The organism is Rhizobium bangladeshense (assembly GCF_017357245.1).
Lineage (GTDB): Bacteria > Pseudomonadota > Alphaproteobacteria > Rhizobiales > Rhizobiaceae > Rhizobium > Rhizobium bangladeshense.
This window is the reverse complement of record NZ_CP071615.1, coordinates 287,969-312,028: the sequence shown is the minus strand read 5'-3', so window position 1 is coordinate 312,028 and position 24,060 is coordinate 287,969. Positions and strand designations below refer to the sequence as shown.

17 protein-coding genes and 3 pseudogenes are annotated in these 24,060 nt (G+C 56.8%); 9 read left to right on the top strand and 11 right to left on the bottom strand.

Features of this window, described 5'->3' with window-relative positions; all coding sequences use genetic code 11:
• Positions 1–236 precede the first annotated feature (236 nt).
• From repA to J2J98_RS30570, 3 genes and pseudogenes are all read left to right on the top strand, one after another.
• Entirely contained in the window at positions 237–1,502 is a 1,266-nt protein-coding gene (gene repA / locus J2J98_RS27400; RefSeq protein ID WP_207603867.1) for a plasmid partitioning protein RepA, read from the top strand.
• Positions 1,503–1,726: 224 nt separating this feature from the next.
• Positions 1,727–2,134, top strand: coding sequence for an iron-containing alcohol dehydrogenase (locus tag J2J98_RS27395; protein WP_375337115.1), 408 nt, complete (start codon positions 1,727–1,729; stop codon positions 2,132–2,134).
• A gap of 71 nt (positions 2,135–2,205) precedes the next feature.
• Positions 2,206–2,469 (top strand): annotated as a pseudogene (locus J2J98_RS30570) (IS6 family transposase); the annotation flags it as partial.
• A gap of 191 nt (positions 2,470–2,660) precedes the next feature.
• On the opposite strand, the gene J2J98_RS30910 reads toward J2J98_RS30570, so the two are convergent.
• From J2J98_RS30910 to J2J98_RS27345, 10 genes are all read right to left on the bottom strand, one after another.
• On the bottom strand, positions 2,661–2,720 hold the full coding sequence (locus J2J98_RS30910) for a hypothetical protein (RefSeq protein WP_168257840.1): 60 nt from the start codon (positions 2,718–2,720) through the stop codon (positions 2,661–2,663).
• A 157-nt stretch (positions 2,721–2,877) separates the two neighbouring features.
• The gene (locus J2J98_RS30905; protein ID WP_207603985.1) at positions 2,878–2,988 is read right to left on the bottom strand and encodes an autoinducer binding domain-containing protein; all 111 of its coding nucleotides are present in this window, start codon (positions 2,986–2,988) and stop codon (positions 2,878–2,880) included.
• A 15-nt stretch (positions 2,989–3,003) separates the two neighbouring features.
• Positions 3,004–3,933 (bottom strand): DMT family transporter, encoded by a 930-nt coding sequence (locus J2J98_RS27380; protein WP_207603866.1) that lies wholly within the window; start codon positions 3,931–3,933, stop codon positions 3,004–3,006.
• The gene (locus J2J98_RS27375; protein WP_207603865.1) at positions 3,930–4,706 is read right to left on the bottom strand and encodes a gamma-glutamyl-gamma-aminobutyrate hydrolase family protein; all 777 of its coding nucleotides are present in this window, start codon (positions 4,704–4,706) and stop codon (positions 3,930–3,932) included. The genes J2J98_RS27380 and J2J98_RS27375 overlap by 4 nt, the downstream gene beginning before the upstream one ends.
• A gap of 13 nt (positions 4,707–4,719) precedes the next feature.
• Positions 4,720–6,066, bottom strand: coding sequence for an O-acetylhomoserine aminocarboxypropyltransferase/cysteine synthase family protein (locus J2J98_RS27370; RefSeq protein WP_131702515.1), 1,347 nt, complete (start codon positions 6,064–6,066; stop codon positions 4,720–4,722).
• Positions 6,067–6,106: 40 nt separating this feature from the next.
• Positions 6,107–7,225: a fatty acid desaturase family protein gene (locus tag J2J98_RS27365; protein WP_207603864.1), complete on the bottom strand. Its 1,119-nt coding sequence runs from the start codon at positions 7,223–7,225 to the stop codon at positions 6,107–6,109.
• Between the two features lie 604 nt (positions 7,226–7,829).
• Entirely contained in the window at positions 7,830–9,359 is a 1,530-nt protein-coding gene (locus J2J98_RS27360) for a class I adenylate-forming enzyme family protein (protein WP_207603984.1), read from the bottom strand.
• A 56-nt stretch (positions 9,360–9,415) separates the two neighbouring features.
• The gene (locus tag J2J98_RS27355) at positions 9,416–11,023 is read right to left on the bottom strand and encodes an acyl-CoA carboxylase subunit beta (protein ID WP_207603863.1); all 1,608 of its coding nucleotides are present in this window, start codon (positions 11,021–11,023) and stop codon (positions 9,416–9,418) included.
• 1 nt (position 11,024) lies between these two features.
• Positions 11,025–11,528 carry an acyl-CoA carboxylase biotin carboxyl carrier protein subunit gene (locus tag J2J98_RS30565; RefSeq protein ID WP_221109365.1) on the bottom strand — a complete coding sequence of 168 codons (504 nt, stop codon included), beginning with the start codon at positions 11,526–11,528 and terminating at the stop codon, positions 11,025–11,027.
• Positions 11,525–13,003, bottom strand: coding sequence for an acetyl-CoA carboxylase biotin carboxylase subunit (locus J2J98_RS27345; protein ID WP_207603862.1), 1,479 nt, complete (start codon positions 13,001–13,003; stop codon positions 11,525–11,527). Before J2J98_RS27345 ends, J2J98_RS30565 begins: the two co-directional genes overlap by 4 nt.
• A gap of 705 nt (positions 13,004–13,708) precedes the next feature.
• Here J2J98_RS27345 and J2J98_RS27340 point away from each other — a divergent pair.
• Positions 13,709–13,893, top strand: a pseudogene (locus J2J98_RS27340) (IS6 family transposase); the annotation flags it as partial.
• Between the two features lie 5 nt (positions 13,894–13,898).
• Here the strand turns inward: J2J98_RS27340 and J2J98_RS27335 are convergent.
• Positions 13,899–14,924: an LLM class flavin-dependent oxidoreductase gene (locus J2J98_RS27335; RefSeq protein ID WP_207603861.1), complete on the bottom strand. Its 1,026-nt coding sequence runs from the start codon at positions 14,922–14,924 to the stop codon at positions 13,899–13,901.
• Positions 14,925–15,557: 633 nt separating this feature from the next.
• Between J2J98_RS27335 and J2J98_RS30560 the strand changes: the two are divergent.
• The 5 genes and pseudogenes from J2J98_RS30560 to J2J98_RS27315 all read left to right on the top strand — a co-directional run.
• Positions 15,558–15,694: pseudogene (locus J2J98_RS30560) on the top strand (IS6 family transposase); the annotation flags it as partial.
• Between the two features lie 466 nt (positions 15,695–16,160).
• The gene (locus J2J98_RS27330; RefSeq protein WP_207603860.1) at positions 16,161–16,754 is read left to right on the top strand and encodes a DUF6088 family protein; all 594 of its coding nucleotides are present in this window, start codon (positions 16,161–16,163) and stop codon (positions 16,752–16,754) included.
• A complete protein-coding gene (locus tag J2J98_RS27325) occupies positions 16,747–17,760 on the top strand; it encodes a nucleotidyl transferase AbiEii/AbiGii toxin family protein (RefSeq protein WP_207603859.1) in 1,014 nt (337 codons plus the stop codon). Before J2J98_RS27330 ends, J2J98_RS27325 begins: the two co-directional genes overlap by 8 nt.
• A gap of 60 nt (positions 17,761–17,820) precedes the next feature.
• Positions 17,821–20,565 carry a UvrD-helicase domain-containing protein gene (locus tag J2J98_RS27320; protein ID WP_207603858.1) on the top strand — a complete coding sequence of 915 codons (2,745 nt, stop codon included), beginning with the start codon at positions 17,821–17,823 and terminating at the stop codon, positions 20,563–20,565.
• A 394-nt stretch (positions 20,566–20,959) separates the two neighbouring features.
• Complete coding sequence (locus J2J98_RS27315) at positions 20,960–23,935, top strand: Tn3 family transposase (protein WP_207603857.1); 2,976 nt, start codon at positions 20,960–20,962, stop codon at positions 23,933–23,935.
• Positions 23,936–24,060: the final 125 nt, after the last annotated feature.

Sequence of the window (24,060 nt, the reverse complement as noted above, 5' to 3'; positions counted from 1 at the left end):
CCCGCCGCGATTGAGGAACATACGTCCGGTCGAAGTCTGACCCACGCCCGAGCCCGGAGCGGGTCGCCGAGGAAATGCTTCGCTGCGCTCTCACGAAGAGGACCAATACAACTACATCAGATGAGGCTGACGCAAGGCCGCCTCGATAGGGCGATGAGGCGAAGCATATTGACTGCTGCCTACCTAAGGTCGTAATAGAACCGTCATTCATCACAAAACCCGTCACGAGGTTATTTATGCCACAATCCGAGAAACCAGACGATGAAGAGCGTATAGTGAAGCGCGTTCGGCGCCATAGCGATAGTATTTGGGCTTCCATAAAGGCGCAGGGCGTGGCTGCCAGAGCACCACTTCCAGACCTCAGGATCTTGCGCTCGTTCTCGTTGGGCGAGGTCGCTGAGATTCTCGGCGTGTCGGGTAGCTATCTGCGCCAGTTGTCAATTGATGGACAAGGCCCGACACCCGAGCTTGGGACCGCAGGACGACGCTCCTATACACTTGTACAGATCAATGAACTCCGCAATTATCTCGCTTCAGCCCGTCCGAAAGAGGCTTTGAGGTTTTGCCCGCGGCGACGCGAGGGTGATAAGCTGCAGATCATCTCGGTAGTCGCCGGTCCCGCAAGCACCACCACATCGTTTTATTTGGCTCAAGGCCTTGCACTTCAAGGTTTCCGCGTTCTCGCTATAGATCTCGATTCGCACGGCTCATTATCTAGGATGTTCGGTTTTTACTACTTTGGTTATCCAGTCCACAATGCGAGCATCTATGCGGCGATACGCTTTGATGAGGATCAGGAAAGTATGCGGTCCGCAATCCAACCCACCCTTTTTGATGGTCTTGATCTCGTTCCGGGCTCTGCCGAACTCTCTTTTTTTGAAGAGGAGTGCGGCCGGCGCTTCCGTAGCGAGAAATTGAGGTACCCGGACGCTAGCATCAGGATGGTGTCTGCGCTTAAAGAAGTTGAGGCGGATTATGACGTGGTCGTTCTCGCCTGCGGAGATGGAGGCTTTCTGACCGCGGGTGCATATGAAGCAGCAACCGGCGTTCTTGTGACGGTCCGCCCTGAGATGCCTGAGATCGTGTCAATGACCTCGGCCCTCTACTCTTTCACGCATTTCGTCTCCTTGATCGAAAAGTCTGGAAGGCCCGTAAAACATGATTTCTTCAAATATCTGGTGACAAGGCACGATCCGCGTGACGTCTCACAGCAGAAGTCAATCGCAATGTTACGGGAAGCTTTGGGGGATGATCTGTTGACAGCAACCGTCTGGGAGTCGGACGCGATCCGGCAAGCGCGGGACAAAGGCCAATCATTGTATGACCTCTCAAGCGGAGCGGTAGGCCGATCGTCGTACGAGCAAGCGATGAAATCGCTGAATTCCGCCAATGCAGAGATAATGGACATCATTTTCGAGGTTTGGGGCCGCGCGCCGTTCTATGTCTCGATGGCTTCGCGCTCGACGACTGCAGGAAAGGCGAGTTCCGAATCCCGGGGCTAAGCAGGTGAGCTCACGTATTTTGCGCATCCACGTGCGCTCGACGGCAGCAAGAAGATCACATCAGCAGAGGAAAACTAGTAAATGAGGTATCGCAACAATATCCCGCATTTTCGTGAGGTTGAACCGCGCCGGATTTACTCGGGACCATTTCGTTCAAGTGATGCGGCCATGGCTGCTTCGTCCAGCATTGCTTAATACCGCTCTTCGGCATTGGTTGATGGTATATTCCCGCTGGATATCGCGCTCACCGTGTTCGACGGCGTGGTCGCCCACCGCCATCGCATATCATCGAAGCGGCGGCAGGATTTTGCCGCGAGCGCGGCATCGACGCCGTCCTATCGATCGGCGGCGGCAGCGCGCTGCATACGGCAAAGCTCCTCGTCTATCTCGCGAAAACCCCGGGTAGGCTCGATGATATCTATGGTGTCTATCTTGCCGCCGGCAAGCGGCTGCCGCTTTTGCGGGTGCCAACCACGGCAAGCACCGGATATGAAGTGACGCCGATCGTAATCGTGGCGACACCGAACGCCGAAAAGAAAGTCGTGTTCTCGCGCCCTCATCCAGCAGTAGGCGATCATCTATCCCGAACTGACGCTCAGCATGCCGCCGTACCCCACTGCCGACGGCATTGACGCTATGGTGCATATGCAATCGAGGCCTACTCCGCTCGGCCGCCATCTTCGGCGCGTCGCTGTCTGGTGTGAAGGCGAAAGTAGCACCCGGCCTTGACCATTGGTCGGACAGGGCCTCAATAATCGGGGCCGAGACAGCCATCTGCCGTTTCGAAAACGGGAACGAACCACGCAAGGCCACCGATCACCAGGCACGTTGCAACGGTTCGTCTCCATGCACTCAGCGACCCGCAATTGCTTTTTCAGTTCCGTCCCGTCGCCGCGCCGGGCAAACAATACGCTACCGTCGGCTCGAAGCTTTCGATGCATGGAGAATTGCGTCCTGTGTCGCCTGAATAACCACGAGCCGCTGACCTTTCCAGCCAGAGAAACTTAACGTGACAACACCATCGAGACGCGTCGCGTCAAATCGTGAACGCGAATCGCTGCAGCCGCCGTTTGTTTGCGGTTACGGCGGAACCTCAATCAAATCCAAATCTTGCCGCTCTCAACACCTCAACTATTCTGTCCCGGGTCTTCATTTTCCTTATGCCGTTTTTGATTGATAATTGATTGTATTTAAGGAAATTCCGAGTATCGCTGAGATGTCCCAAGACGACTTTCCTTTTGCGACTCATGAAAGACACTCCTTTTCACGCCCAGTCAGGCCGGGATAGTCGCCGTTGCAGTCTAAGGTGTTCACGACCTTCAAATGAAATACCCAGGCGGCCGATTGGAGGTGGTTGATTTCAAAGTCCTTCATTTCACTCGCTTCTTTTTGCACAAAACTCATTGTCGAGGACAATGCCCGCCTGCCCGCGGAAGGGAACAGTAACACCCGCGTTCAAACCGAACTTTTTAGCGTCATCGAAGATGCGTCGTTGGTGTTGTCACGTTACTCTCTTTCGCCGATTGCACGTAACTGTGTGGGGACGCCAACGACGATCAGGCGTTGACGTGATTAACGCACCAAGAATGATAGCTAGGGACGCACACATTCCTGAACCTGTCAGCCATTCGCCGAAGAACATGGCGGCAAAGAGCGCGGAAAAGAACGGCTCGCTCGATTCGATGACCTGTGTTTTGTACGCTTCGATATGCCGCAGGGCGAGGATCGTGCAGTAAAAGCCGCAAAAAGACGGAATAACGCCAAGCGACAACAGGCTCGGCAAAGCGTTTGCTGATGGGATTTGTGCACCGCTCCAGAAATAGGGCACGGCGAGCATGACCAGTCCATACGCCAGGAACAACCACAAATTTTCCAAGGAAGAGCGGAGTTTGAAGAATTTCCATGCGAAGATGAAGCTGGCATAACCCAGGCCGGCAATGAGGGCGAGAGTGACGCCCATCGAGCTTCCCGTTTCCAGCCCGTCGCCAGAGATCAGGAAGAAACCGCCGAGAACGACCATAACCATGGCAAACGCCTTCCCCATCGTTACTCTTTCCTTCAGGATGATAATGTCGAGCGCGATTGCGCCAAGCCCACCGGCAAAAACTAGGATGGCGACAAGCGGGATCGGCGCATAAGCGAAGGCGCTGGTTTCAAAATGATAAAGCGTAAAGATGCCAAGTGCGGAGCAAACCGCAATTTTCCACGACCCCGCGAAAGCGGCAGTTAATCGGGCCAGACCCCCAGCTTTCCAGAGAACGATGATCGAAATCAGCGAAAGCGCGATACCGCAACGCCAGAACGCGACGGCCGTGTGATCGAGACCTTCATTGAAGGCGAAGCGGGACAGTACACCGACGGTTCCATTTGAAAGAGCCGCAAAAAGGGCGAAAGCAGCGCCGGCAACTGGCGAAGGACAAGTACTTTTCACGGCTGTAACATCTTTCTTTTCACATGCAAGTGGCACGCCTCACCGAAGGCGCGGAAGATTTCACCGCTGAGCGGATCCTCGACGTGAAACCATTCAGGATGCCATTGCACAGCTGCGGCAAATGTCGTTGCTTCCTTTACCGATACGGCTTCGATGACGCCGTCCACGCACCGCGCATCGACAGCAAGACCATCCGCCAATTGTGCAATGCCCTGCTCGTGCAGTGTGTTGACTGAAACAGAATTTGTCTTCAGGCGGCGAATGCACTCCGCGATATGGCCGCTACCTTCAGCGACAATTGCATGTGAGGGAGCGTATTGAAGATCACGCGCGAGAGACAGATCTTCAACATGCACACCTCGGCCTTCACCTTCCGAGATATTGGTTGAAAGCGTGCCTCCAAGTGCAACATTGAGTTCCTGCAGCCCACGGCAGATTCCGAACAAGGGGACGCCCAGCGACAAAGCAATCTCGATCGCAGCGATGCTCGTCCTGTCGCGATCAAGATCGAGCGTGCTGGCGCAAGCCATCGGACCCCCGTATCGTGAAGGTGATACATTTGACGCCGCGCCGGTCAGGAGCAATCCATTGAGGGCCAACAGGCAGGTCCGCAACTCTTTGTCGGCAAGTCCCCCTGGGATCAGGACTGGCACGACGCCAGCGGTGAGGTGCAACGCTTCAAGATAACGGGCGCGCACCACATCATAATCAACGCCGTCGACCGTCTGGCGATCGCAAACGACACCAACGATTGCCGGGCTGTCTTCTGCCATAGCGGCCACTATGTCAGGCCTCTTCAAGGGCTTGACCGATATCAGCAAGGATATCGTCGACATGTTCAAGCCCGACGGAAATCCGAATCGTCCCGTCGCGCACGCCGGAAGCCAGGCGCGCTGCTTGCGGCACTGACGCATGCGTCGTGGAGGCCGGATGCGTGGCGAGTGTCCTCGCATCGCCGATGTTTGCAACATGGTAGACGAGTTGTAGGCGCTCGATAAACCGGCGGCCGGCATCGATACCGCCGGCGATCTCGAAAACGATCATCGGGCCGCCATGGTCGCCCATGTTTTGCTCGGCACGACGTCGTTCCAGCGTTCCGCCAAGACTCGGATAGGTCACGTCGAGGACGTTCCGATGCTCCTTGAGATATTCAGCGACGCGGCGGGCATTGGAGCAATGTCGCGGCATCCGCAATGGCAGCGTCTCCAGGCCCTGGATGCAGAGAAACGATGCGAATGGTGATGGACAGGGGCCAAAGTCACGCATGAGCGTATTGCGCATCTTGAGCAGGAAAGGGCTGGCTCCATAGGGACCGGGCAGATCACGCGCAGCTTCGAGCCAACGGATATTGCCATGGGAGACATCAGGGCGGGTCATCAACGGAAATCGTTCGGAACAGGCGTCCCAATCAAAGGTGCCGCCATCCACGACGACCCCACCAATCGTGGTGCCGTGGCCGCAGATGTATTTTGACGTGGAGTGCAAGGTCACATGCGCGCCGAGCTCAAGCGGGCGTGTGATGAGAGGGGTCATGGTGTTGTCGATGATGAGCAGAATGCCCATTTCATGTGCAATCGCGCCGACCTCCACGATCGGGAAAGGTGTGAGTTTCGGATTGGGCAATGCTTCGGCAAACCAACAACGCGTACGGTCGTCTGAGGCTTCGCGGAAACGTGTAGGATCGCCCGGATCGACGAAACGCGTTTCGATCCCGAGCCTTTGAAAGGTACTAGAAAGCAGATTGATTGTCCCGCCATATAGATGAGCGGAACTCACAATGTTGTCGCCCGCCACCGCAATATTCAAAATGGCGAGCATAATCGCGGCCTGGCCCGACGACGTCGCCAAAGCCGCGACGCCGCCCTCCAGAGAAGCAATGCGTTGCTCGAGTATATCCGTCGTCGGGTTCATCAACCGCGAATAGGTGCGTCCCTCTCTTCGCAGATCAAATACGTCTGATGCGTGATCAATAGATTCAAAAGCATAGGCATTCGAGAGGTAGATCGGCACAGTCGTCGCGAGTGTTGTCGGATCGTAACGATAGCTACCGTGAAGCACCGCCGTCTCAACGTGCAGCGCCGGCGCCGGAACGGGTTGTGTTGTGGCGATATTTCTCTGGGTTTTGGTCGGCATTGGTTGTCTCCGGAAATCTGTTCTTCTCGAGAATTGGCGTTTAGGCCGGCAACAGCGCGCTTTCGATAAAGCGCTTCCGATTCTGGTCTTTGATCAGCATCAGAATGGAAGGTTCACCATTTGGGCCAGACTGAAATATCCCGCCTGTCTCGGAGCAGTGCGCCGCATATTCGAGATCGCGCATGCGGATGGCGTGCGCCTCAGGTAGACGCCAGAATGGGGTGGTCGGATCGAGGTGATGATCGAGATGATAGTTGTCGTTGTTGATCCCCGTCAGCCACTTCTCGATGTTCCGGCTTTGCCGGTTTCGCGCCATATGAAGGTTGACGTGCTGGTTGTCGATGGAGCTGCAGTGCTCAGACATCTCGATGAACCATCCGATGATATGGAATGAGGTGACGTAGGGAACGACCCAGAGCAGGAGGAATTCCAGGAAATAGCCGGAGACCAGACCGGCCGCGGCAATAGACGCCCAGAATGCATAGAAGCCCCAGCGATCGAATTCACAGCGCCACCCTTCTCCACGCTGAACTCGCGTAGCGCTCTCCTTGCCGGAAAGGGAAGCGACAATTACCTGGTATCTGTTACGTACCAGATACCTGAAATAAGCGTAGGTCTTCGATCCGAGTAACGGAAGAACAATGATCTTCCAGATAAAGGAACGATCCGTCCGCGGCGTGAATACGCCTTCCTTTATAAAGAACTCTAGGTCGGGATCGGCGTCGGCTCTGCCAAGGAAGGGGTGATGACTATGGACATGAGACTCCTTGTAGGCAAAGTGGCGCTGAAAGATCGGCCAGGCGGTTGGCCACGTGCCGAGCAGGAAGTTCAGCAAGCGATTCTTTGTCAGAACGCCATGCGCGGAATCGTGCAAAATGGTGGAAATGCCCCTTTGATGCGCGCCGATCATGATTACCGCGAGAGGATAAAACCACCAGCTTACATCAACCACCAGCCACACAAGGGTAGCGATCACCGCATAGTCCTTAACGATGTAAAATGGGCCATGCCAATTGTCAGTCGCAAGAGCCTTGATGTCACCGGTGATAGATCGATCGAAGTGATGGTGCGTATAGCGATCAGGCGCTTCGATACCTTTATAGAGAGGTTGAGCATGACTGTTCATGAAAATACCTTTTGCTCGATATTGAAGCGCCATTCCGTCGCATAGGCTGATAACGTGACATCGCCCTCTGCAGCATCCCACGGACGGAAAGCGGAAACTCGGCGCGACGTCTCGCATGGGCGAGCGAACCGTAAGCCGACGAAGCTCTGCGGAGCGCGGCCGTGCGCTGGGCACATTTGAAGGCCGGCGTACTCGTAGTGTGGACCGAAGAGTTCTTGCATTGTCACGAGAAGCCAATCTTCAGAGTTTCGTTCAATCTTTCCGATTAAGATCCGGAGGATGTCCCCTTCGTTGGTCTCGTCGGCACAAGTCATCATTGGCGCCTGTATGTATTGAGTAGGTTCAGGTCCCGTGGAGGCTTTATGGAGCGTTCATGGAGGCAGCGTAAACTTAACGCAGTGAAAACAAGAGTAACCCCCCGATTGCTACCGCCGGGACCGCACCAACGCGCGCCGCAATCGACTTGGGCCGAGCCCTAGCTCAAATCTGTATCTCAGAATCTCGCGGACACGCCGCATCTTTAGTCTCTCCGCTGGCATCCCGTTCCTTCCTTTCAAAGGACGAACGTCTCAATCAGCAGGACACCCGGATAAACACCCCAATCCGGGGACGGCATCATCTCGGAACAAGGGGGCGGTTAATTCTCGGAATTGGGGGACCGCGCTTGAAGCTCTTTCAAAATCGAGTACTGAATCTTGCCCAAGGCTGTTCGCGGCAATTCCCTCGTGAAAATGAACTCCCGCGGGACCTTGAAGCGAGCGACCTGCGACTGCACATGCGCGGCCAATGCTTCCGCTTCGATCCGTGCCCCCACCCGCCTGACCACGTAGGCGACCGGCACCTCGCCCCAGTGCGAATCATGCCGACCGACAACGGCGCATTCCTTGACATCAGGGTGCTCCCCGAGCACACGCTCGACTTCGGCTGGATAGATGTTTTCTCCGCCGGAAATAATGAGGTTCTTTTTGCGATCGCGAACCCAATAGTGACCGCTGGCATCCCGGTACCCGATGTCACCAGTGCGATACCAGCCGTCACACAGTGCCTCGCGGGTCGCTTGATGATCGCCCCAGTATTCACAGAAGACATTCGGGCCGCGCACTGCGATTTCGCCTGGGGCACCCGCCGGCAACTCCTTGCCGGCGTCATCAATGATCATCGCCTCACAGCATAGACCCGGCAGGCCAATAGACCCGCAGCGTGAGAGATCACCCCCAAGCCTCGTGTAGATGGCGATGGGGCAGGTTTCTGTGGAGCCATACACTTGAAGGACCGGTACCCCTCGCGCGGTAACGCGCTCGATCAGGGCCTGGGACACAATCGTTGAGCCCGTTGAAACGGCCTTCAGTGAGTACAGGTCTGCCGTCCACCACGCGTCGTGGTCAGTCAATGTTTGGATGGCCGTCGGAACCAATGCCGTTAGTGTTGGCCGATCGCGCTCAAATGCAGTAAGTGTCGCACCTGCCGCAAATCGGGAATGGATAGTGACCGTCGCACCATGTTGCAAAGCCGGAGTGGTCTGAATGTTGAGCCCACCCACGTGAAAGAACGGTAGTACCGACAACACATGATCTTCCGACGTCAGAGCATGCATGTGCTGGCTCATCACCCCGTTCCAGAGCAAAGCTTCTTGTCGGAGGACCGCGCCTTTGGGCCGCCCGGTAGTGCCAGAAGTGTAGACGATCAGAAGCGGGCAGCTCAAGTCAGCATGTGAGTTACCGCCATCGCCGCTGCCTTGGGCCAACAGGTTACCCCATGTGCTCCCGCGAGGGGGCGTGAAGTCCAAACCGACGACTGAGGTGTCGGGCAGTGTGTGTGCCAGATGCGGCAGAAGGCTGTTGAACTCCTGCTCGACAACCAATACCCTTGCTCCGGCATTGGACAAGATGAAGAGCTGCTCAGCCGGCGCGAGCCGCCAGTTCAAAGGCAGCATAATTGCGCCAAGACGCGCACAGGCATAGAGAAGAATTAGATACTCGGGCCGGTTCAGGCTGAGGATGGCGACTCGGTCGCCTTTAGTGACTCTCAGCTCTTTGTTCAGGGCACGGGCGGCTTGCTCGATAGATCCGCGTAACGCGGCGTAGCTTAGCGTTGCACCCTCGAAATGAATTGCGGCCTTGTTTGGAGCAACCGCCGCATTGCGGTCAATCAGTGTGCAGAGATCCATTGTAATCGTCAGCGCATATTTTTCGATCAGAAGGAAGGCCGAGAGGGGGAGCCGCACTACATCCTAAAGATGCCATAATGTGGCGTCTCAGTGGGAGCATTGAGCGAGGCGCTCAAGGCGATTGCCAGCGCGTTTCTGGTGTCGACGGGATCAAGAATCCCGTCGTCCCAGATTTCAGACGTTGCATAGTAAGCGCTTGATCGCTCCCTATACTCTTCCAAAATCGACTGTCTCGTGACTTCGTACTCCTCCGCCGATAAGCGCCTACCATCGGCCGCCATTTGCTTTGCCTTCACATCCGTAAGCACTCGCGTCGCTTCATCGGCACCCATGGCTGAAATCTGAGCCTGCGGCCAGGTGAACAGAAAACGCGGATCGAAAGCGCGCCCTGCCATGGCGAATGTTCCCCCACCGTGAGAATGATTACAAATGACCGTGAATTTGGGCACCGCCGCTCCAGACACGGCCATGAGTAGCTTGGCGGCATTTTTGGTGATGCCACGCCGCTCATATTCGCTGCCCACCATGAAGCCGGTGATGTTCTGCAAGAAGAACAGCGGCGTCCGATTCATGTCGCACAACTGGATGAAGTGAGCGCCCTTCAACGCACTGTCATCGAATAGCACGCCGTTATTCGCCAGAACACCGATTTGGTATCCATGAAGGCGCGCGAACCCGCATACCAGAGTTCGCCCGTAGAGCGGTTGGTATTCATGGAACCTGCTGCCATCGACCAAGCGCGCGAGAATCTCCCGCATATCAAAGTGCACTCGAGGATCTCTTGGAATTATACCGTATAGCTCAGATGCATCATAAGCGGGCGGCTCGGGAGCGACTCGATCGATGGAGATTTTTTCAGGACGATTGATACGACCGACTAAGTCGCGGGCAATCGCAATCGCGTGCATCTCTGAATGCGCGATATAGTCGGCCGTTCCCGATACCGTGGTTTGCATGTCAGCACCGCCGAGCTCGTCGACAGACACGTGCTGGCCAGTCGCAACTTTTACAACCGATGGACCGCCGAGAAATATCGCTCCGCTTCCTTGGACGATAATGTTGTACTCGCTAAGCGCAGGAACGAAAGCTCCTCCCGCGATGCAATGTCCCATCACGAGGGCGACCTGCGGCACGCCCATCTTCGAGAGAATGGATTGGTTGCGGAAGATTCTGCCCGCGTGGTGGCGATCCGCGAAGAGTTCCGCCTGCAGAGGAAGAAATCCACCGCCACAGTCGCAAAGATGAACGACGGGCAGACGGTTCTCGATTGCTATATCCAGGGATCGGACGATCTTTTTGACTGACAGCGGATACCATGCTCCACCCTTCACGCTCGGGTCATCTGCGTGAACGATCACCTCGCGTCCCGCAACGATGCCGATGCCGACGACTTGCGCTGCGCTGGCCACACCCCCGTTGTAAGCCTCGTTCGCGGCCAGTGTCGAAAGTTCGAGGAAAGGCGTTTCGGGATCAAGCAAAGCCTCCACCCGGTCGCGAACAAAATGCTTGTTTTGTCGCCGCAGGCGCTCGCGGTCGCGCTCGGGACGGTCGAAGCGGACCGCACGCTGGCGCTCGTTTAATTCGGCCGCAAGTCTTCTGTTGTGGAGCTCGTTGAGGTGAAATTCTTGCGAGTTCACGTCGACAAGAGAAGCGATGCGCTGCATCTCAATGCCCTTCCTCTTTGATCGTAACTAGTACCGCGCCATGCTTGAAGCTCTCGCCTTCGCTAAAATGAATTCGGTCGACCACCCCGTCCTGTGGCGCGCGTATGACGCTTTCCAGCTTCATGCTCTCGATCACCATCAGCGCGGAGCCTGCGGAAATTTGGTCGCCGGGCAAAACCGACGTTTTAACCACCACGCCTGGCATCGGCGCGCGCGCCACAAGAAGACCTGCATCCTTTTTCACGAGCGAATGGGCTAACAATGGGTCTCGGTAGCGCAGAACGCGCGTCCTGCCGCGAATATGCAGATGAATAGTGTCGCCATCGATCGCAAACCTTACCGGCTCGTTTGAGTCGGCAATGGTAAGAATGCCGCTACCGTCGCCTTGATGGGTGAAGTCGAGCGGTACGAGTATTTCGCCCCCCAAATGCAGGCGATACCCCTGCTGACAACGTGAAAGCCACAACTGATAATCTACACCTTCAAGCTCAAAAACGTGGTTCACGCGTTTCTCCAGCCGCCGAGCGAGGCGTGAAGCTCAGGTACGGCATCTGCCGAATCGCACACTGGCCTCGTCAGTAGAGCGGCGGCGGCTAGGAAGGTCGACAAGTCGGACGGGGAGTCGCCAGCGGCCAACTGCGGATTTTCGTCAAGATATCCAGTATGGACCTGTCCGCTTAAAAATTGCTCGTCGGCAAGGACGCGCGTTAGAAAGCTCGCGTTTGTTTCGCAGCCGAGGAGCACCAGCTCCCGCATCACGCGTTCGACCTTCAGCGCAGCTTCATTACGCGTGTCCGCATGTACGATCACCTTCGCCAACAAGGAATCAAAGGCTGTCGTTATCTGCTGACCCTGCGAGATGCCAGTGTCGATCCGTAGGCCTGGACCGCCGGGATACTCGAGCACCAGTACCTTCCCCGTCGTAGGAGAAAAGCCGCGTTCAGGAGCTTCAGCACACATCCTCGCTTCGATCGCGTGTCCTTTCGACACGATATCTGACTGTGAAAATCTAAGCTCATGGCCCCCGGCGAGATAGAGCTGTTCGGCAACAATATCGATGCCAGTGATCATTTCGGTGACGGGATGTTCCACCTGCAGGCGCGTATTCATCTCGAGGAAATAGAAATCTCCTCCATCCACGATGAATTCCACAGTTCCTGCATTTCGATAGTTGGCGGCTCGAGCGATGCGAACGGCAGCTTCGCAGATTCTCTGGCGCAACCGCGGGGAAATCGTTGACGCGGGCGCCTCCTCAATGACCTTCTGAAATCTGCGCTGAACCGAGCATTCCCGCTCGAACAAATGAACGACGCTTCCGAAGGAGTCGCCGAGCACCTGCACTTCGATATGCCGTAACTTTTCGATATATCGTTCGATGTAGAGCCGGCCATCCCCGAAGTAGCGCTGCGCCTCACTGCGTGCCTCCGCAATGGCGTCTTCCAAGGTGTCGAGGTCGCGGGCGATCCGCATGCCCTTGCCGCCGCCGCCGGCTGATGCTTTTACCAGCAAAGGCGCTCCAATGGATCGCGCCCTCATAATGAACGAGGCAGGGTCATCTTCTTCGATCGCTGAATGCACGACCGGAATCCCGTTCCGCTGAGCGAAGTTGCGGGCCCGAATCTTGTCACCCATCAATTGGATGCTCTCAGGAGTAGGCCCGACGAAAGTGAACCCAGACTCGACCACTGCCCTTGCGAAGTCCGCATTCTCTGCAAGGAACCCATAGCCTGGGTGAATCGCCCCGGCGTTCGCCTCGCGGGCGGCAGCGATGATTTGTGCGGTATCAAGATAGGCTGCGACTGGCGTGCGACCGCTCACAGCAATCGCCGTGTCGGCCATTGAGACGGCCGGCGCTCCCGCATCGAGAGCGTGGTAGACAATTGCGGAGCGCAATTCAAGCTCGCGCAGGGTCTTGATGACGCGTACGGCAATCTCGCCTCTATTGGCGATCAGAACGGTATCAAAGGGTAATTTTCGCATTCGCCTATTTGCCTACCTTAGGGCTGAGATCAGATTTGCAGGCCCTTTGTAGTGCTCTCCATCTCCGTATAAGGGCCTGCATCGCCCATGGGTTCGCAAATGATCCCGCGTTGTCACAATCTCTTTGTGGTCGATGTTTTGATGGCAGGGTAGCCTCATCCGCAAACCGAAGCCGGGCCAGCGCATCGCTGAGTAGCAGCAATTCCTCAATAGCGTAAGCAACGAGCCCACTTGGGCGCGACAATTGCGGTTCGTGCAACGCCCTCCCTGTGGTGGACGGCAGAGACGGAGCGCGCCTGTTCCATGGGGTCATTTCGAATGCGTATTTCACTTGGCCTGTTGGCATGAGCCTTCTATTGCTCGGCTGGCACCCGAGACACCGAGCCGAGATCCTGTTCCCTAAGATGCTGCCCCGGTACACGGCCGTAACTGTCGAGACGCAGGATAGCATCGTAGGCAACGTCGACCTTCGCAGGTTGTGGTTCAGTAGTACAATTTGGGACAACCGCACGCCCTTAGGCCGCTTTCTTGCAACACCGCAGTTGCTAGTTTTTCCTCTGTGGATGTCCTTGACCACTGTATCCGGCAAACGCCGTAGTTAGCTGCTAGCGCGCTCCCCCGCTGCGGGGCTTAGTCAAGCCTGTTTGTCCGTGCCGGCGTCATGGTCCTTTTCTGGGTCATAGCCTCATGAGGGGCTGAGATGAAATCGCTGACTCTCAGTTATCAAGAACCACCGCTTTCCACCGCAGATCATCGCCCGTGCGATCTGGCTGTACTTCCGGTTCCCCTTGAGCCTGCGGCTGGTCGAGAAAATGCTGTTGGAGCGCGACATTGTCGTGCCTTACGAAACGATACGGCAATGGAGCCGCAATTCCGGACGGCTTTACGCGTTCAATCAGCTTAGATCCATAAGGACGGACTGAATGGCCAGGGCGGTGTACTGGGAGGCCTCCAGTGGCAGATCTCCAAACGCAAGTTGACAAAGAAGGTAGTTGGCGCCCGCCTCTTCCAACTGCTCGAGGAGAGCCCGGCGCACAAGAGCTGCCGTCCCTACTACGCACAACTCGCTCTCGATTGCGGCATCTAAGGTCAGCGGCAAGTTTGGCGGAACGGCGATCGAGTTGAGATCGTACAGGAATTTGAAGTTCTTGACCCATCGGCCGTAGGCAGGTGCCGCGAGTGAATGGGCATGCGCGGCAGAACGTCCGACCACTACCATTCGGAGCAATCCGAGAAAAGGCACTGGGTCGTCCGCGCCAGTGTTGTGCACTCGCTCGGAACGGAAGGCATCAGTAATTTTGCGAACAACAGACGCGGGTCCTTGGCACGCGATGTTTGCGCCGTTCGCAGCGGCCCAAGCAGCAGACTCGGGCCGGTTGGTGGCGATCCATGTAGGCGGATGTGGACGCTGATGAGGCCGCAGCGTCAAAGGGACATTGTTCAGCTCAAAATGGTAGCCTCGGTAGGATAGTGTGCCCCCCTTCATTGCCTTCATGAGGATTTCGCAGGCTTCGAAGTAGCGCTCCGGCACCGCGTCTGCACCAATCCCGAAGTAACTCAATTCGATCGGGAGAGAGCCGCGCCCTATGCCAAGCTCGAGCCTACCAGCGCTCAACTGGTCCAGCGTACAGATCTCTTCAAACGCGCGTAGCGGATGACAAAGGCTGAGCAACATGACCAAGGGGCCGACACGAAGCTGCCGAGTGCGCTGTGCGACGCTCGACAAGAACAAATTCGACGATGCGCCTCTCCCGTGCGGGGTACAATGGTGCTCCGCGAGGTGATATGCATAAAAACCGAGCCGATCGCACGTCTCGGCTAACGTCAGGCGGTCTGAGTACTGTTGTGCGATGTCGCGACCGTCGTCGTCTAAGTGATCAAAGATGCCGATGGTTAGCTTTGAAGGGAAGGTATGTCTCATTCGGTCATCTCCAACTTTCATTAACGAGCTCAATGGCGTTGATCCAACTGATCTGAGACCTGGCTTTTTTACTGGGCGGACATGATCTTAATTTGCCTGGGCTTTGCGCTGGCCACGCCAGATCAGGCGTTTGGAAGTTGCGCACACGTGTCCTTGCGCTTCCGGCTGTTGCTGAGAAGTTTATCCGTCCCCTACGAAGGCCCCCTAGAACGTCGGCGTTGGCCACCCTAGCAGATCGCGTGGAAGGCTCCTTGCGCCAACAGGCAAACACGGCCAAAAGCTGAACCGGGCTATGGGACTGTACTTTCGGTGGGTGGCCCGCCCGAGCTGTGTGGATGTCCCCTTCGTTGGTCTCGTCGGCACAAGCCATCATTGGCGTCTCCTCGTTGGCGTCTGTATGTACTGAGTAGGTTCAGGTCCCGTGGAGGCTGGATGGAGCGTTCATGGATGCACGGTCTGGAGGGCCGCCCGCATCTCGGAATAGACGATGGTTGCCCGTCGGCCTACGAGATGGCTCCGAGCAAAGGTTTACATGCGCATCAGCTCTGCTTTGATGGGACAGCGCTGCCGGTATATTGTCACGTTAACTGGGCTTCGGTTGTCTGCCTGACGGGTTGGGCGTAAATTTCGGTGATGCAGACACGAGATATCAGCTTCAAACATCACCGTTTTCCGCCACGGATCGTTCTCACTCGGTCTGGCTTTATTTGCGGTTCAACCTTGGTCTGCGTGAAGTTGAGGAAGTGCTGCTCGAGCGTGGAATCGACGTGTGATGCGATCAACCCGGGAGTATTACTCGGTAAGGCAGGCCCACCGCCGGGCAGGGGCCGATTGATCTCGGCCACACCGAAAGGAAGGACCACGGCCTTGCGGCTTGCCGATCCTTCGAGGTGAGTAATTCTCTTTCAGGTCCTCGAGAACGCGAGGATTGTGGGCGCGCGACATCGTTCACGGACCTCCTCAGGCTCTTGTTTTCAGGTTTTTATGTTCGAAAGGACGGCGATGTTCCTTTTTCTCTCGGAAATTAAAAAGGTCACGCGGGCGGATACCGGTGCTCCCGGTCAGGAATTGGACGTCTGGACACGATTCACGAAGAAAAACATGGATATATCCTGACAATTAGGAAAGGAGAAAAATGAAAATTTTCCTATCCAGACCTCCGTCGAAGAGGAAAGGCAGGACACATCACATTGCAAACTGTCAGAAAACTGCATATATTTCTGACAGGAGATTGCCATGCAACGACTGACAAGACAGATCATGGCCTATGCCGAACAGCTGCCCGAGGGAACGGCGCTGTCCGCAAAGGCCTTCCTGCATTTGGGAAACCGTGCTGCGGTAGACCAGGCTCTGTCGCGCCTATATGAACGCGGCGAGCTCGTCCGGGCCGGTCGTGGGATCTATCTCAAGGCGATCAAGAGCCGCTTCGGAAGCCGGCCGCCGACGGTCGAGCAAGCCGTCGAAGCCGTTGCGCACCAGCGTGGCGAGGTGATCGTTTCGAATGGCGCTGCGGCTGCAAACTCACTCGGGCTTTCCAGTCAGGTGCCGATCCGGTCCATATACTTCACATCCGGTCGCAGCCGAACCATGACTGTCGGCAGCCAGACGGTCGAGTTGAAGCACGTGCCACGTTGGCAGCTTGCCTTGGCGAACAAGCCTGCCGGCCTGGCTGTCCGCGCGCTGGCCTGGCTCGGTCCGGAAAAGGCCGACGAGGCTCTTCCGAGCATCAAGCGGAAGCTCTCCGCAGAGGCGTTCGGCGAACTCGTTGCCGCCGCCCCTCAGTTTCCCAGCTGGCTTGCCCGCAGTGTAGGAAAGGCCGCTCATGGCTGAACAGTTTTTACGACTGTCCCGAGAAGATCGACGCGAAGTCCTTGCGATCGCAGCGGAGAAAGCCAGGCGGCCTATCCACCTCCTGGAAAAGGACGCGTGGGTCGTGTGGGCACTGCAGACCCTTTACGGAACGGCGCTTGGCGACCACCTTGTCTTCAAGGGCGGCACGTCCCTCTCGAAAGCCTACAACGCCATCCGTAGGTTTTCGGAAGATGTAGACCTGACCTACGATATCCGCACGCTCGCTCATGATCTTGTGGGCGAGAACGAGCAGGCATTGCCGAAAACCAGAAGCGAAGAAAAGCGCTGGTCGAGCGAAGTCCGCAAGCGTTTGCCGGTCTGGGTATCCGAGACCGTGCGCCCGCTCGTTGCCGATGCGCTCAGCGCCCAGTCGCTTCCAGCCACCGTCCGGGTCGAAGCCGACAGGCTCTTCATCGACTACGAGGCAATTAGTGGAGGATCCGGCTATGTCGCTCCAAGCGTGATGCTGGAGTTTGGGGCTCGATCGACCGGCGAACCGGCAAGCGTTCGCGACATTTCATGCGACGCTGCCGGCCTTGTCGATGGCATCGAATTTCCCAACGCGCGACCGCGGGTCATGCATGCCGAATGCACGTTCTGGGAAAAGGCGACAGCAATTCACGTCTTCTGCCTGCAGGAACGCCTCCGCGGGGAGCGCTTTTCACGCCACTGGCACGACATCGTTCGTCTTGACGATATAGGCGTCGCCGACAGCGCAATCGCTGATCGCGAGCTGGCAAAGTCGGTGGCGCAGCATAAATCGATGTTTTTCGCTGAGAAGGCGGCTGACAAAACGCCGATTGACTATGAAGCGGCTGTGGGCAGGGGCCTGCAGCTGACGCCCTCCGGCGCAGGGAGGACAGCTCTCGAACAGGACTACTCGCGGATGCTTGAAGACGGCCTTCTTCTCGATGAGGCCGAGACCTTCGACGAACTCCTCTCTCGATGCGTAAAAATCCAAGAAAAGGCCAATGCCAGCGGCTGAGAAAAGCGTCCATGATCGCGGGAAGCCAACTGAAATGACAACTCGCGCGATGGCCGACCCGTGATTTTCAACCGCTACACCACCTATCGGCCCGGCCTTTTCGCCCGTCTGTTTCCCTCCGGCAGATGGAAGCTCCGGCTACCGACGGCGACCTCGGCTTCCGTCGAACTCCACACCGGAACGCGGGCCGAACTGCTATGCCTGGACATTACCGCCATCGGTATCAAAAAGGCGCTGCTTTGGCACACGGTCGAAATCCGCACATGCAGTCATGTCGAAACTCTGTCGTGCCTCGGCGAGGACGCCGCTACTCGGCTCGCGACGGACCTTCACAGGTTCATCAATCGCTACCTGCTCGAACTGATCCGGTCGGATCAAGAGGTTTTGAAAGAGGTCGATGCGAAACTCGAGCCATTGATCGAGGGGAAGCGGCAATACCTCGCACAGGCAGATCTGGCGCAAGCCATCGCGAGTGTTTCTGGCCCGGCCGCCGCAGCACTCTCCCATCCCTTGTTCGACGCCGACGGCTTAACCGCGGCCATGGAAGCCGATCTTCCACGGTCCCTGTTTTTCCTGACCGACCCCGACCGGCGCCATCAGTACAATAATGAATTTGTTGCGACCGAGCTCACCAGATACGCCCCCTTCTTTGACGATCTCGATGGCCGATCATTGTCCGACCAACAGAGGGAGTCCTGTATTCGCCTTGAGGACAGCAATCTCCTCATCGCGTCCGCAGGGTCAGGCAAGTCGGCGACGATGGTCGGCAAGGTCGCTTATGTGCTGGACAAGGGACTGTATCAACCGGAGGAAATCCTTGTCCTCGCCTACAATCGGGCCGCAGCTGAAGAGCTGAGGGAACGAATTGCGCAGCAGCTTGGCGTCCAGCCAGCGGATCTGCAGTGCAAGGTCACGACGTTCCACGCTCTCGGTCGGGGTATCATCGAACTGGTGGAGGCCAGGCCACCGCAATTGGCGAATTGGGTGGACCACCCTACTGGCGAAGCACGGGTCATCGCAAAGATCATCGAAGACTTGATGCAATCGGACGCGGGCTTTGCCAAGGTCTGGATTGACCTTCTCGTGCTATATCCGCAAGCCGATATTCCAGCGTCCGTTTTTGACAGCAATGCGGACTATCACCGCTACATCTCAGCGCGCCGTCGTGGTCGTGATGCGTCGATTGGCGCACTCGGCGGGGTCTACGTCAAATCACTGCAGGAGCAGACCATAGCGAACTGGCTGTGGCTCAATACGGTCGAGTTCCAATACGAGCGCCAGATCGCCACGGAAGGCGAAGACGGGACGATCAGGCATGTGCATCCCGATTTCTATTACCCGGCAAGCAATACCATCCATGAGCATCTCGCAATCGATAGCGACGGTTCCTCGCCATTTGCCGACTACGTAGAACATGCCGATAGCAAATTAGCTGCCTATAGCCGCGCAGAGTTGGACGTCTTCACGACAAAATCAGCTCAGGCAAACGATGGAACGCTTCTCCTTCAGCTTGAGGCCGAGCTTTCCAAACGAGAAATTCAATTCCGTCAGCGCAGCCTTGAGGAAATCTTGAAGGCGGTCGAACCGATCGTCATCAAACACTTCCAGAAGCTGATCGCCATCTGCATCAAGCATATCCGTGCTGGCGATCTGACTTTGGAAATGCTCCTTGAGCGCGCAAATTCCCTTCACGACAAGAAGCGTGCCAAGACGTTCGCACAGGCAATCTCGAAAATTACCGAGGCCTACGCGAAGAAGCTCGAAGACGACCAGCGTATCGACTTCGATGCCATGATCGCCAACGCGACCCGTTTGGTGGAGGAGGCCCGGTATAAGAGCCCCTACTCCCTCATCCTCGTCGACGAATTCCAAGATATCTCAGATTCCCGCGCCAATCTGATTAAAGCACTGAAGCACCAGAAGCCATTCTCGAAGATCTTTGCGGTCGGAGACGACTGGCAATCGATTTATCGCTTTGCCGGCTCTGATATCAGCATATTCACGCAGTTCGAGGAAAATTTCGGCGCAAGCTGGCAAGGCAGGCTCGAGACGACCTACCGATGCAATCAGGTGATCGCCGATGCTGCCGCAAACTTCATACAGCGAAACCCCGCTCAGCTGAGAAAGGCAGTTCGCTCGGCCAGACCGGCGATTGCGCGATCCATCAGAGCAATTCCGATAACGGGCGAGCAAGGCAAGCCCGACTTCGGTAAGGCCAGCCTGCGGCTCCTGGACCGGCTTGACCGGTTTCTCGGCGGGATCGCAAGCCAATGGCGCACGAGCAGCGCTGCCCGGCTGAAGGTCATGGTGCTTTGGCGGTATAACCTGCTTGATCCGTTTGCCGGCGGGCTCCCCCGGTTTGAAAACATCGAGGTATCGGGTTTGTCATTTCATCGCGCGAAGGGGCTGGAGGCGGATTACACAATCCTGCTAGATGTCAGCGAGGGTGAATATGGTGTTCCCAGCCGAATTGAAGATGACGAGCTTCTAAACCTCGTCATGCCGCAGCCAGAGACCTTCGAATACGCTGAGGAACGGCGTTTGTTTTACGTCGCGCTAACGCGGGCAAGCCGAGGTGTCTTCCTGCTGATGAACGATCGGCAGCCATCACGTTACATTCACGAGTTGGCAAACATCGCCGGTGGCAACTTCCGACTGGAGACAATTGACGGCGAGGCGCTGCCTCAATGTCCAACATGCCATGTCGGGCATGTCATCGAAAGAAAGAGCAAGACCGGAGACCGCTTTATGGGGTGCACGCAGTACCCAGATTGCAGTTACACAGCGCAACTTGGTGTGCGCTGAAGAACATCCGATCATCGTGGACAACCAAAAATGCTAGAACCGGCTCAAGAACTCCCACGGGTACCCTTGGAAACCGTGGACCCGATAGCGCGTAAGTGAATAGTCGTTGCGATTACGATGCCCCCGGGTAACGAGCGTTCGCCGTTTCGTCGCGGCGGTCGGCTGGGACTGGGATGACGGTCGAACGGAGTCGTTCCGGGCTCCGATGACGGGGCCAGAACAAGAGCAGTCCGAAATCGTACGCTAGGGCCGAACGGAACGGGAACGATGTCGTAGTTCGGATGTGCAACATCCGATCTCTGTGGATTGCCATCGACATGCGCCAGTTTTGATTTCTCTGTCCGGCCCGACTCGACAACGCTTCACGCAGATTGGTCATGAATGGAGTCGGGCGATGGCAAAGCGCAAGCTTCTCAAAGATCAAGATCGCCGGAAGCTTGTCGATATCCCAGTCGACGAGGACAGCTTAATTCGCCACTATTCGTTGTCATTAGCGGATCGCCTGGAGATCGAACTGCGGAGACGTAATCACAATCGGCTCGGCTTTGCCATCCAGCTATGTCTGATGCGATACCCGGGTCGAGTGCTTGGAGCAGAAGAAACTCCGCCTCGCGCCATGCTGAAGTATGTTGCTGATCAGGTCGGCGCCACCCCAGACGAATTTGCCCTCTATGCACGCCGCGAAGAAACCCGTCGGGATCACACGGCGCGACTAATGGTCTATCTGGATACGAGAAGCGCGACGGTGCAAGATCGCCGCGCCGCGCTGTTGGCGGCAATTCAAGCGGCGACCATGTCCGACGACGGTGCTGCGATAGCCAGTTCGCTTGTCGCAACGTTTCGCGAACGCGGAGCTCTTTTGCCGGCGATCGACACGATCGAACGCATCGGCCTTGCCGGCCGTGCCATAGCCCGCCGACAGGCAGAAAGAACTTTGATTGAAGACATCCCACTCGATAGGCTTCAATCACTGGATAGGTTCTTAGAGGTTGACCCGTCGATCGGCCAGACGCGCTTTCATTGGCTGCGTTCCGCGCCAGAAGCGCCGGCTGCGTCGAACCTCGTCGGGCTGACCGAGCGGATAGCTTTTCTGCGGCGGCTGGAGATCGATCCGGCACTGCAGGCGCGCGTATCATCTGGGCGGTGGGACCAGATGATACGGGAGGGCAACGCAACGCCGGCCTGGCTTGCCAGCGACTTCAACGCCAGCCGTCGCCACGCTCTGATCGTGGCTCAAGTCATCAAGCTTTGCCAGAAGCTCACGGACGATGCGGTGACGATGTTCATCAAGCTGATGGGCAAGTTGTTCTCGCAAGCCAACAATCGAAAGAAGCAGCGACAGATGGACTGCAGAGCGAATACCGCCAAAGCGCTGCGCATGTTTCTAGATACGATCACCGCACTGCAATCCGCCAACGACTATGGTCGGAACGCATTGGATGTTCTCGACCAAAGAGTTGGCTGGGACCGGCTGCTTCGGATGAAGCCTGAGCTTGAGTCGATGGTCGACGACAACGAGGCACCGCCATTGACCGTGGCAGCCGAGCAATATGCGACCGTCCACAAATACATTGGTGCGTTCCTTCAGGCCTTCACGTTCCGCTCGGCGCATCGCCACGACCCGCTTCTCGCAGCAATTGCGCTGCTGAAACGGCTTTATGCGGAGAAGCGGCGAACACTCCCGGATCGCGTGCCGCTCACCCACCTCAGCCAAACTGATCGACGGCTTATCTTCGAACAAGGGAAACCTGATCGCCGTCTCTACGAGATCGCCACGCTAGCGGTTTTGCGAGACCGGCTCAGATCTGCGGACATTTGGGTCGACGGCAGCCGATCTTTCCGTCCGATTGACGAGCATCTGATGCCGCGGTCGGCATTCATCACGATGAAGGAGGAGGATCGTCTCGGATTGGGGGTCCAAGCTGATGGCGCGCAGTGGCTTGCCGAAGCGCGTCAGATGCTCGAGTTCAACCTGCAGCGTCTGGCGCACAGAGCACGATCCGGAAAGCTCGAAGGAGTTCGTCTTGAGGCCGGAACGTTGATCGTCACACCAACCGTCGGTGAAGTCCCCGTGGCAGCCGAGGAACTGAATGCCGAGATCAGCGACATGTATCCGTTGGTCGAGGTTCCCGACTTGTTAAGGGAAGTGCATGAATGGACCGGTTTTGCGGATCACTTCACGCATGTTCGCACCGGCGACGTCCCGAAAAATGTTTCTGCCATGCTCGCTGGTGTACTGGCCGATGCGACCAATCTTGGGCCGAAGCGAATGGCTGGCGCATCCAAGGGCATCAGCGCTCACCAGATTGGGTGGATGCGCACATTCCATGCTCGATCGGAGACCTACCGCGCGGCACAAGCGTGCATCACCGATGCCCACACCCAGCATCCGCATTCCCGCCTGTGGGGCAATGGCACAACGTCATCGTCCGATGGCCAATTCTTCCGTGCGAGCGACCGAGCTGCAAAGCGCGGCGAAATCAACTTGCATTACGGCAATGAACCCGGATCGAAATTCTATAGCCATCTGTCTGATCAGTACGGCTACTTCAGCATTTTGCCCATCAGTCCGACCGAGAGCGAGGCGGCCTATGTGCTCGATGGGCTCTTCGATCAGGACACGGTCCTCGACATCCATGAACACTTTACCGACACAGGCGGGGCCAGTGATCATATCTTCGGGCTGTTCGCATTGATCGGAAAGCGGTTCTCACCGCGACTGCGCAATCTCAAAGACCGGAAGTTCCACACGTTCGAGAAGAGCGACGCATATCCGACCCTGTCGAACCATATCGGGGCGCAGATCAACACCACTCTTATCCTCGATCATTGGGACGATCTACTCCATCTCGCCGCGTCGATCACGACGCGGTCCGTGGTGCCGTCTACAATACTCAAGAAACTGTCCGCATCTCCGAAGCAAAGCCATCTCGCGAGGGCGCTCCGCGAACTCGGGCGTATCGAAAGGTCGCTCTTCATGATCGAATGGTACTCAAGCCCGGCACTACGGCGGAGATGCCAAGCCGGTCTCAACAAGGGCGAGGCCGCCCATAAGCTGAAACGCGCTGTCTTTTTCCACGAGCGAGGCGAGATCCGCGACCGGTCGTTCGAAAGCCAGGCGTTCCGCGCCTCGGGTCTCAACCTCGTCGTCAGTGCGATCGTCCATTGGAATACCGTCTATCTCGACCGTGCAATCACACAGCTGAAGCGAGCGGGTCGAGATATTCCTGATACTCTGTTGAAGCACATCTCGCCGCTCAGTTGGGAGCATATCAACCTTACCGGCATCTACACCTGGGATGCCGAACATCAGATGCCGAACGGATTTCGATCGCTCCGTCTGCCAGCCGGGCTGCGGTGGGTCGCATAAGTTCTCATTCCGTTCGCCCTTAACGTACGATTTCGGACTGCTCTTGTTCTGGCCCCAACAGGCGGTAGCATATCTCTTCGCCCCTAAGAGTCAGCCGGCCATTATCATACCCCTCGCCGCCCCGG

What these genes read in the sequence shown, in the direction of transcription:
- J2J98_RS27335 (WP_207603861.1), bottom strand. Translation starts at nt 14,924, where the DNA reads ATGAGACATACCTTCCCTTCAAAGCTAACCATCGGCATCTTTGATCAC.
- J2J98_RS27330 (WP_207603860.1), top strand. Translation starts at nt 16,161, where the DNA reads ATGCAACGACTGACAAGACAGATCATGGCCTATGCCGAACAGCTGCCC.
- J2J98_RS27355 (WP_207603863.1), bottom strand. Translation starts at nt 11,023, where the DNA reads ATGCAGCGCATCGCTTCTCTTGTCGACGTGAACTCGCAAGAATTTCAC.
- J2J98_RS27365 (WP_207603864.1), bottom strand. Translation starts at nt 7,225, where the DNA reads ATGGCGCTTCAATATCGAGCAAAAGGTATTTTCATGAACAGTCATGCT.
- J2J98_RS27315 (WP_207603857.1), top strand. Translation starts at nt 20,960, where the DNA reads ATGGCAAAGCGCAAGCTTCTCAAAGATCAAGATCGCCGGAAGCTTGTC.
- J2J98_RS27345 (WP_207603862.1), bottom strand. Translation starts at nt 13,003, where the DNA reads ATGCGAAAATTACCCTTTGATACCGTTCTGATCGCCAATAGAGGCGAG.
- J2J98_RS27360 (WP_207603984.1), bottom strand. Translation starts at nt 9,359, where the DNA reads ATGGATCTCTGCACACTGATTGACCGCAATGCGGCGGTTGCTCCAAAC.
- J2J98_RS27370 (WP_131702515.1), bottom strand. Translation starts at nt 6,066, where the DNA reads ATGCCGACCAAAACCCAGAGAAATATCGCCACAACACAACCCGTTCCG.
- J2J98_RS27325 (WP_207603859.1), top strand. Translation starts at nt 16,747, where the DNA reads ATGGCTGAACAGTTTTTACGACTGTCCCGAGAAGATCGACGCGAAGTC.
- repA (WP_207603867.1), top strand. Translation starts at nt 237, where the DNA reads ATGCCACAATCCGAGAAACCAGACGATGAAGAGCGTATAGTGAAGCGC.
- J2J98_RS27375 (WP_207603865.1), bottom strand. Translation starts at nt 4,706, where the DNA reads ATGGCAGAAGACAGCCCGGCAATCGTTGGTGTCGTTTGCGATCGCCAG.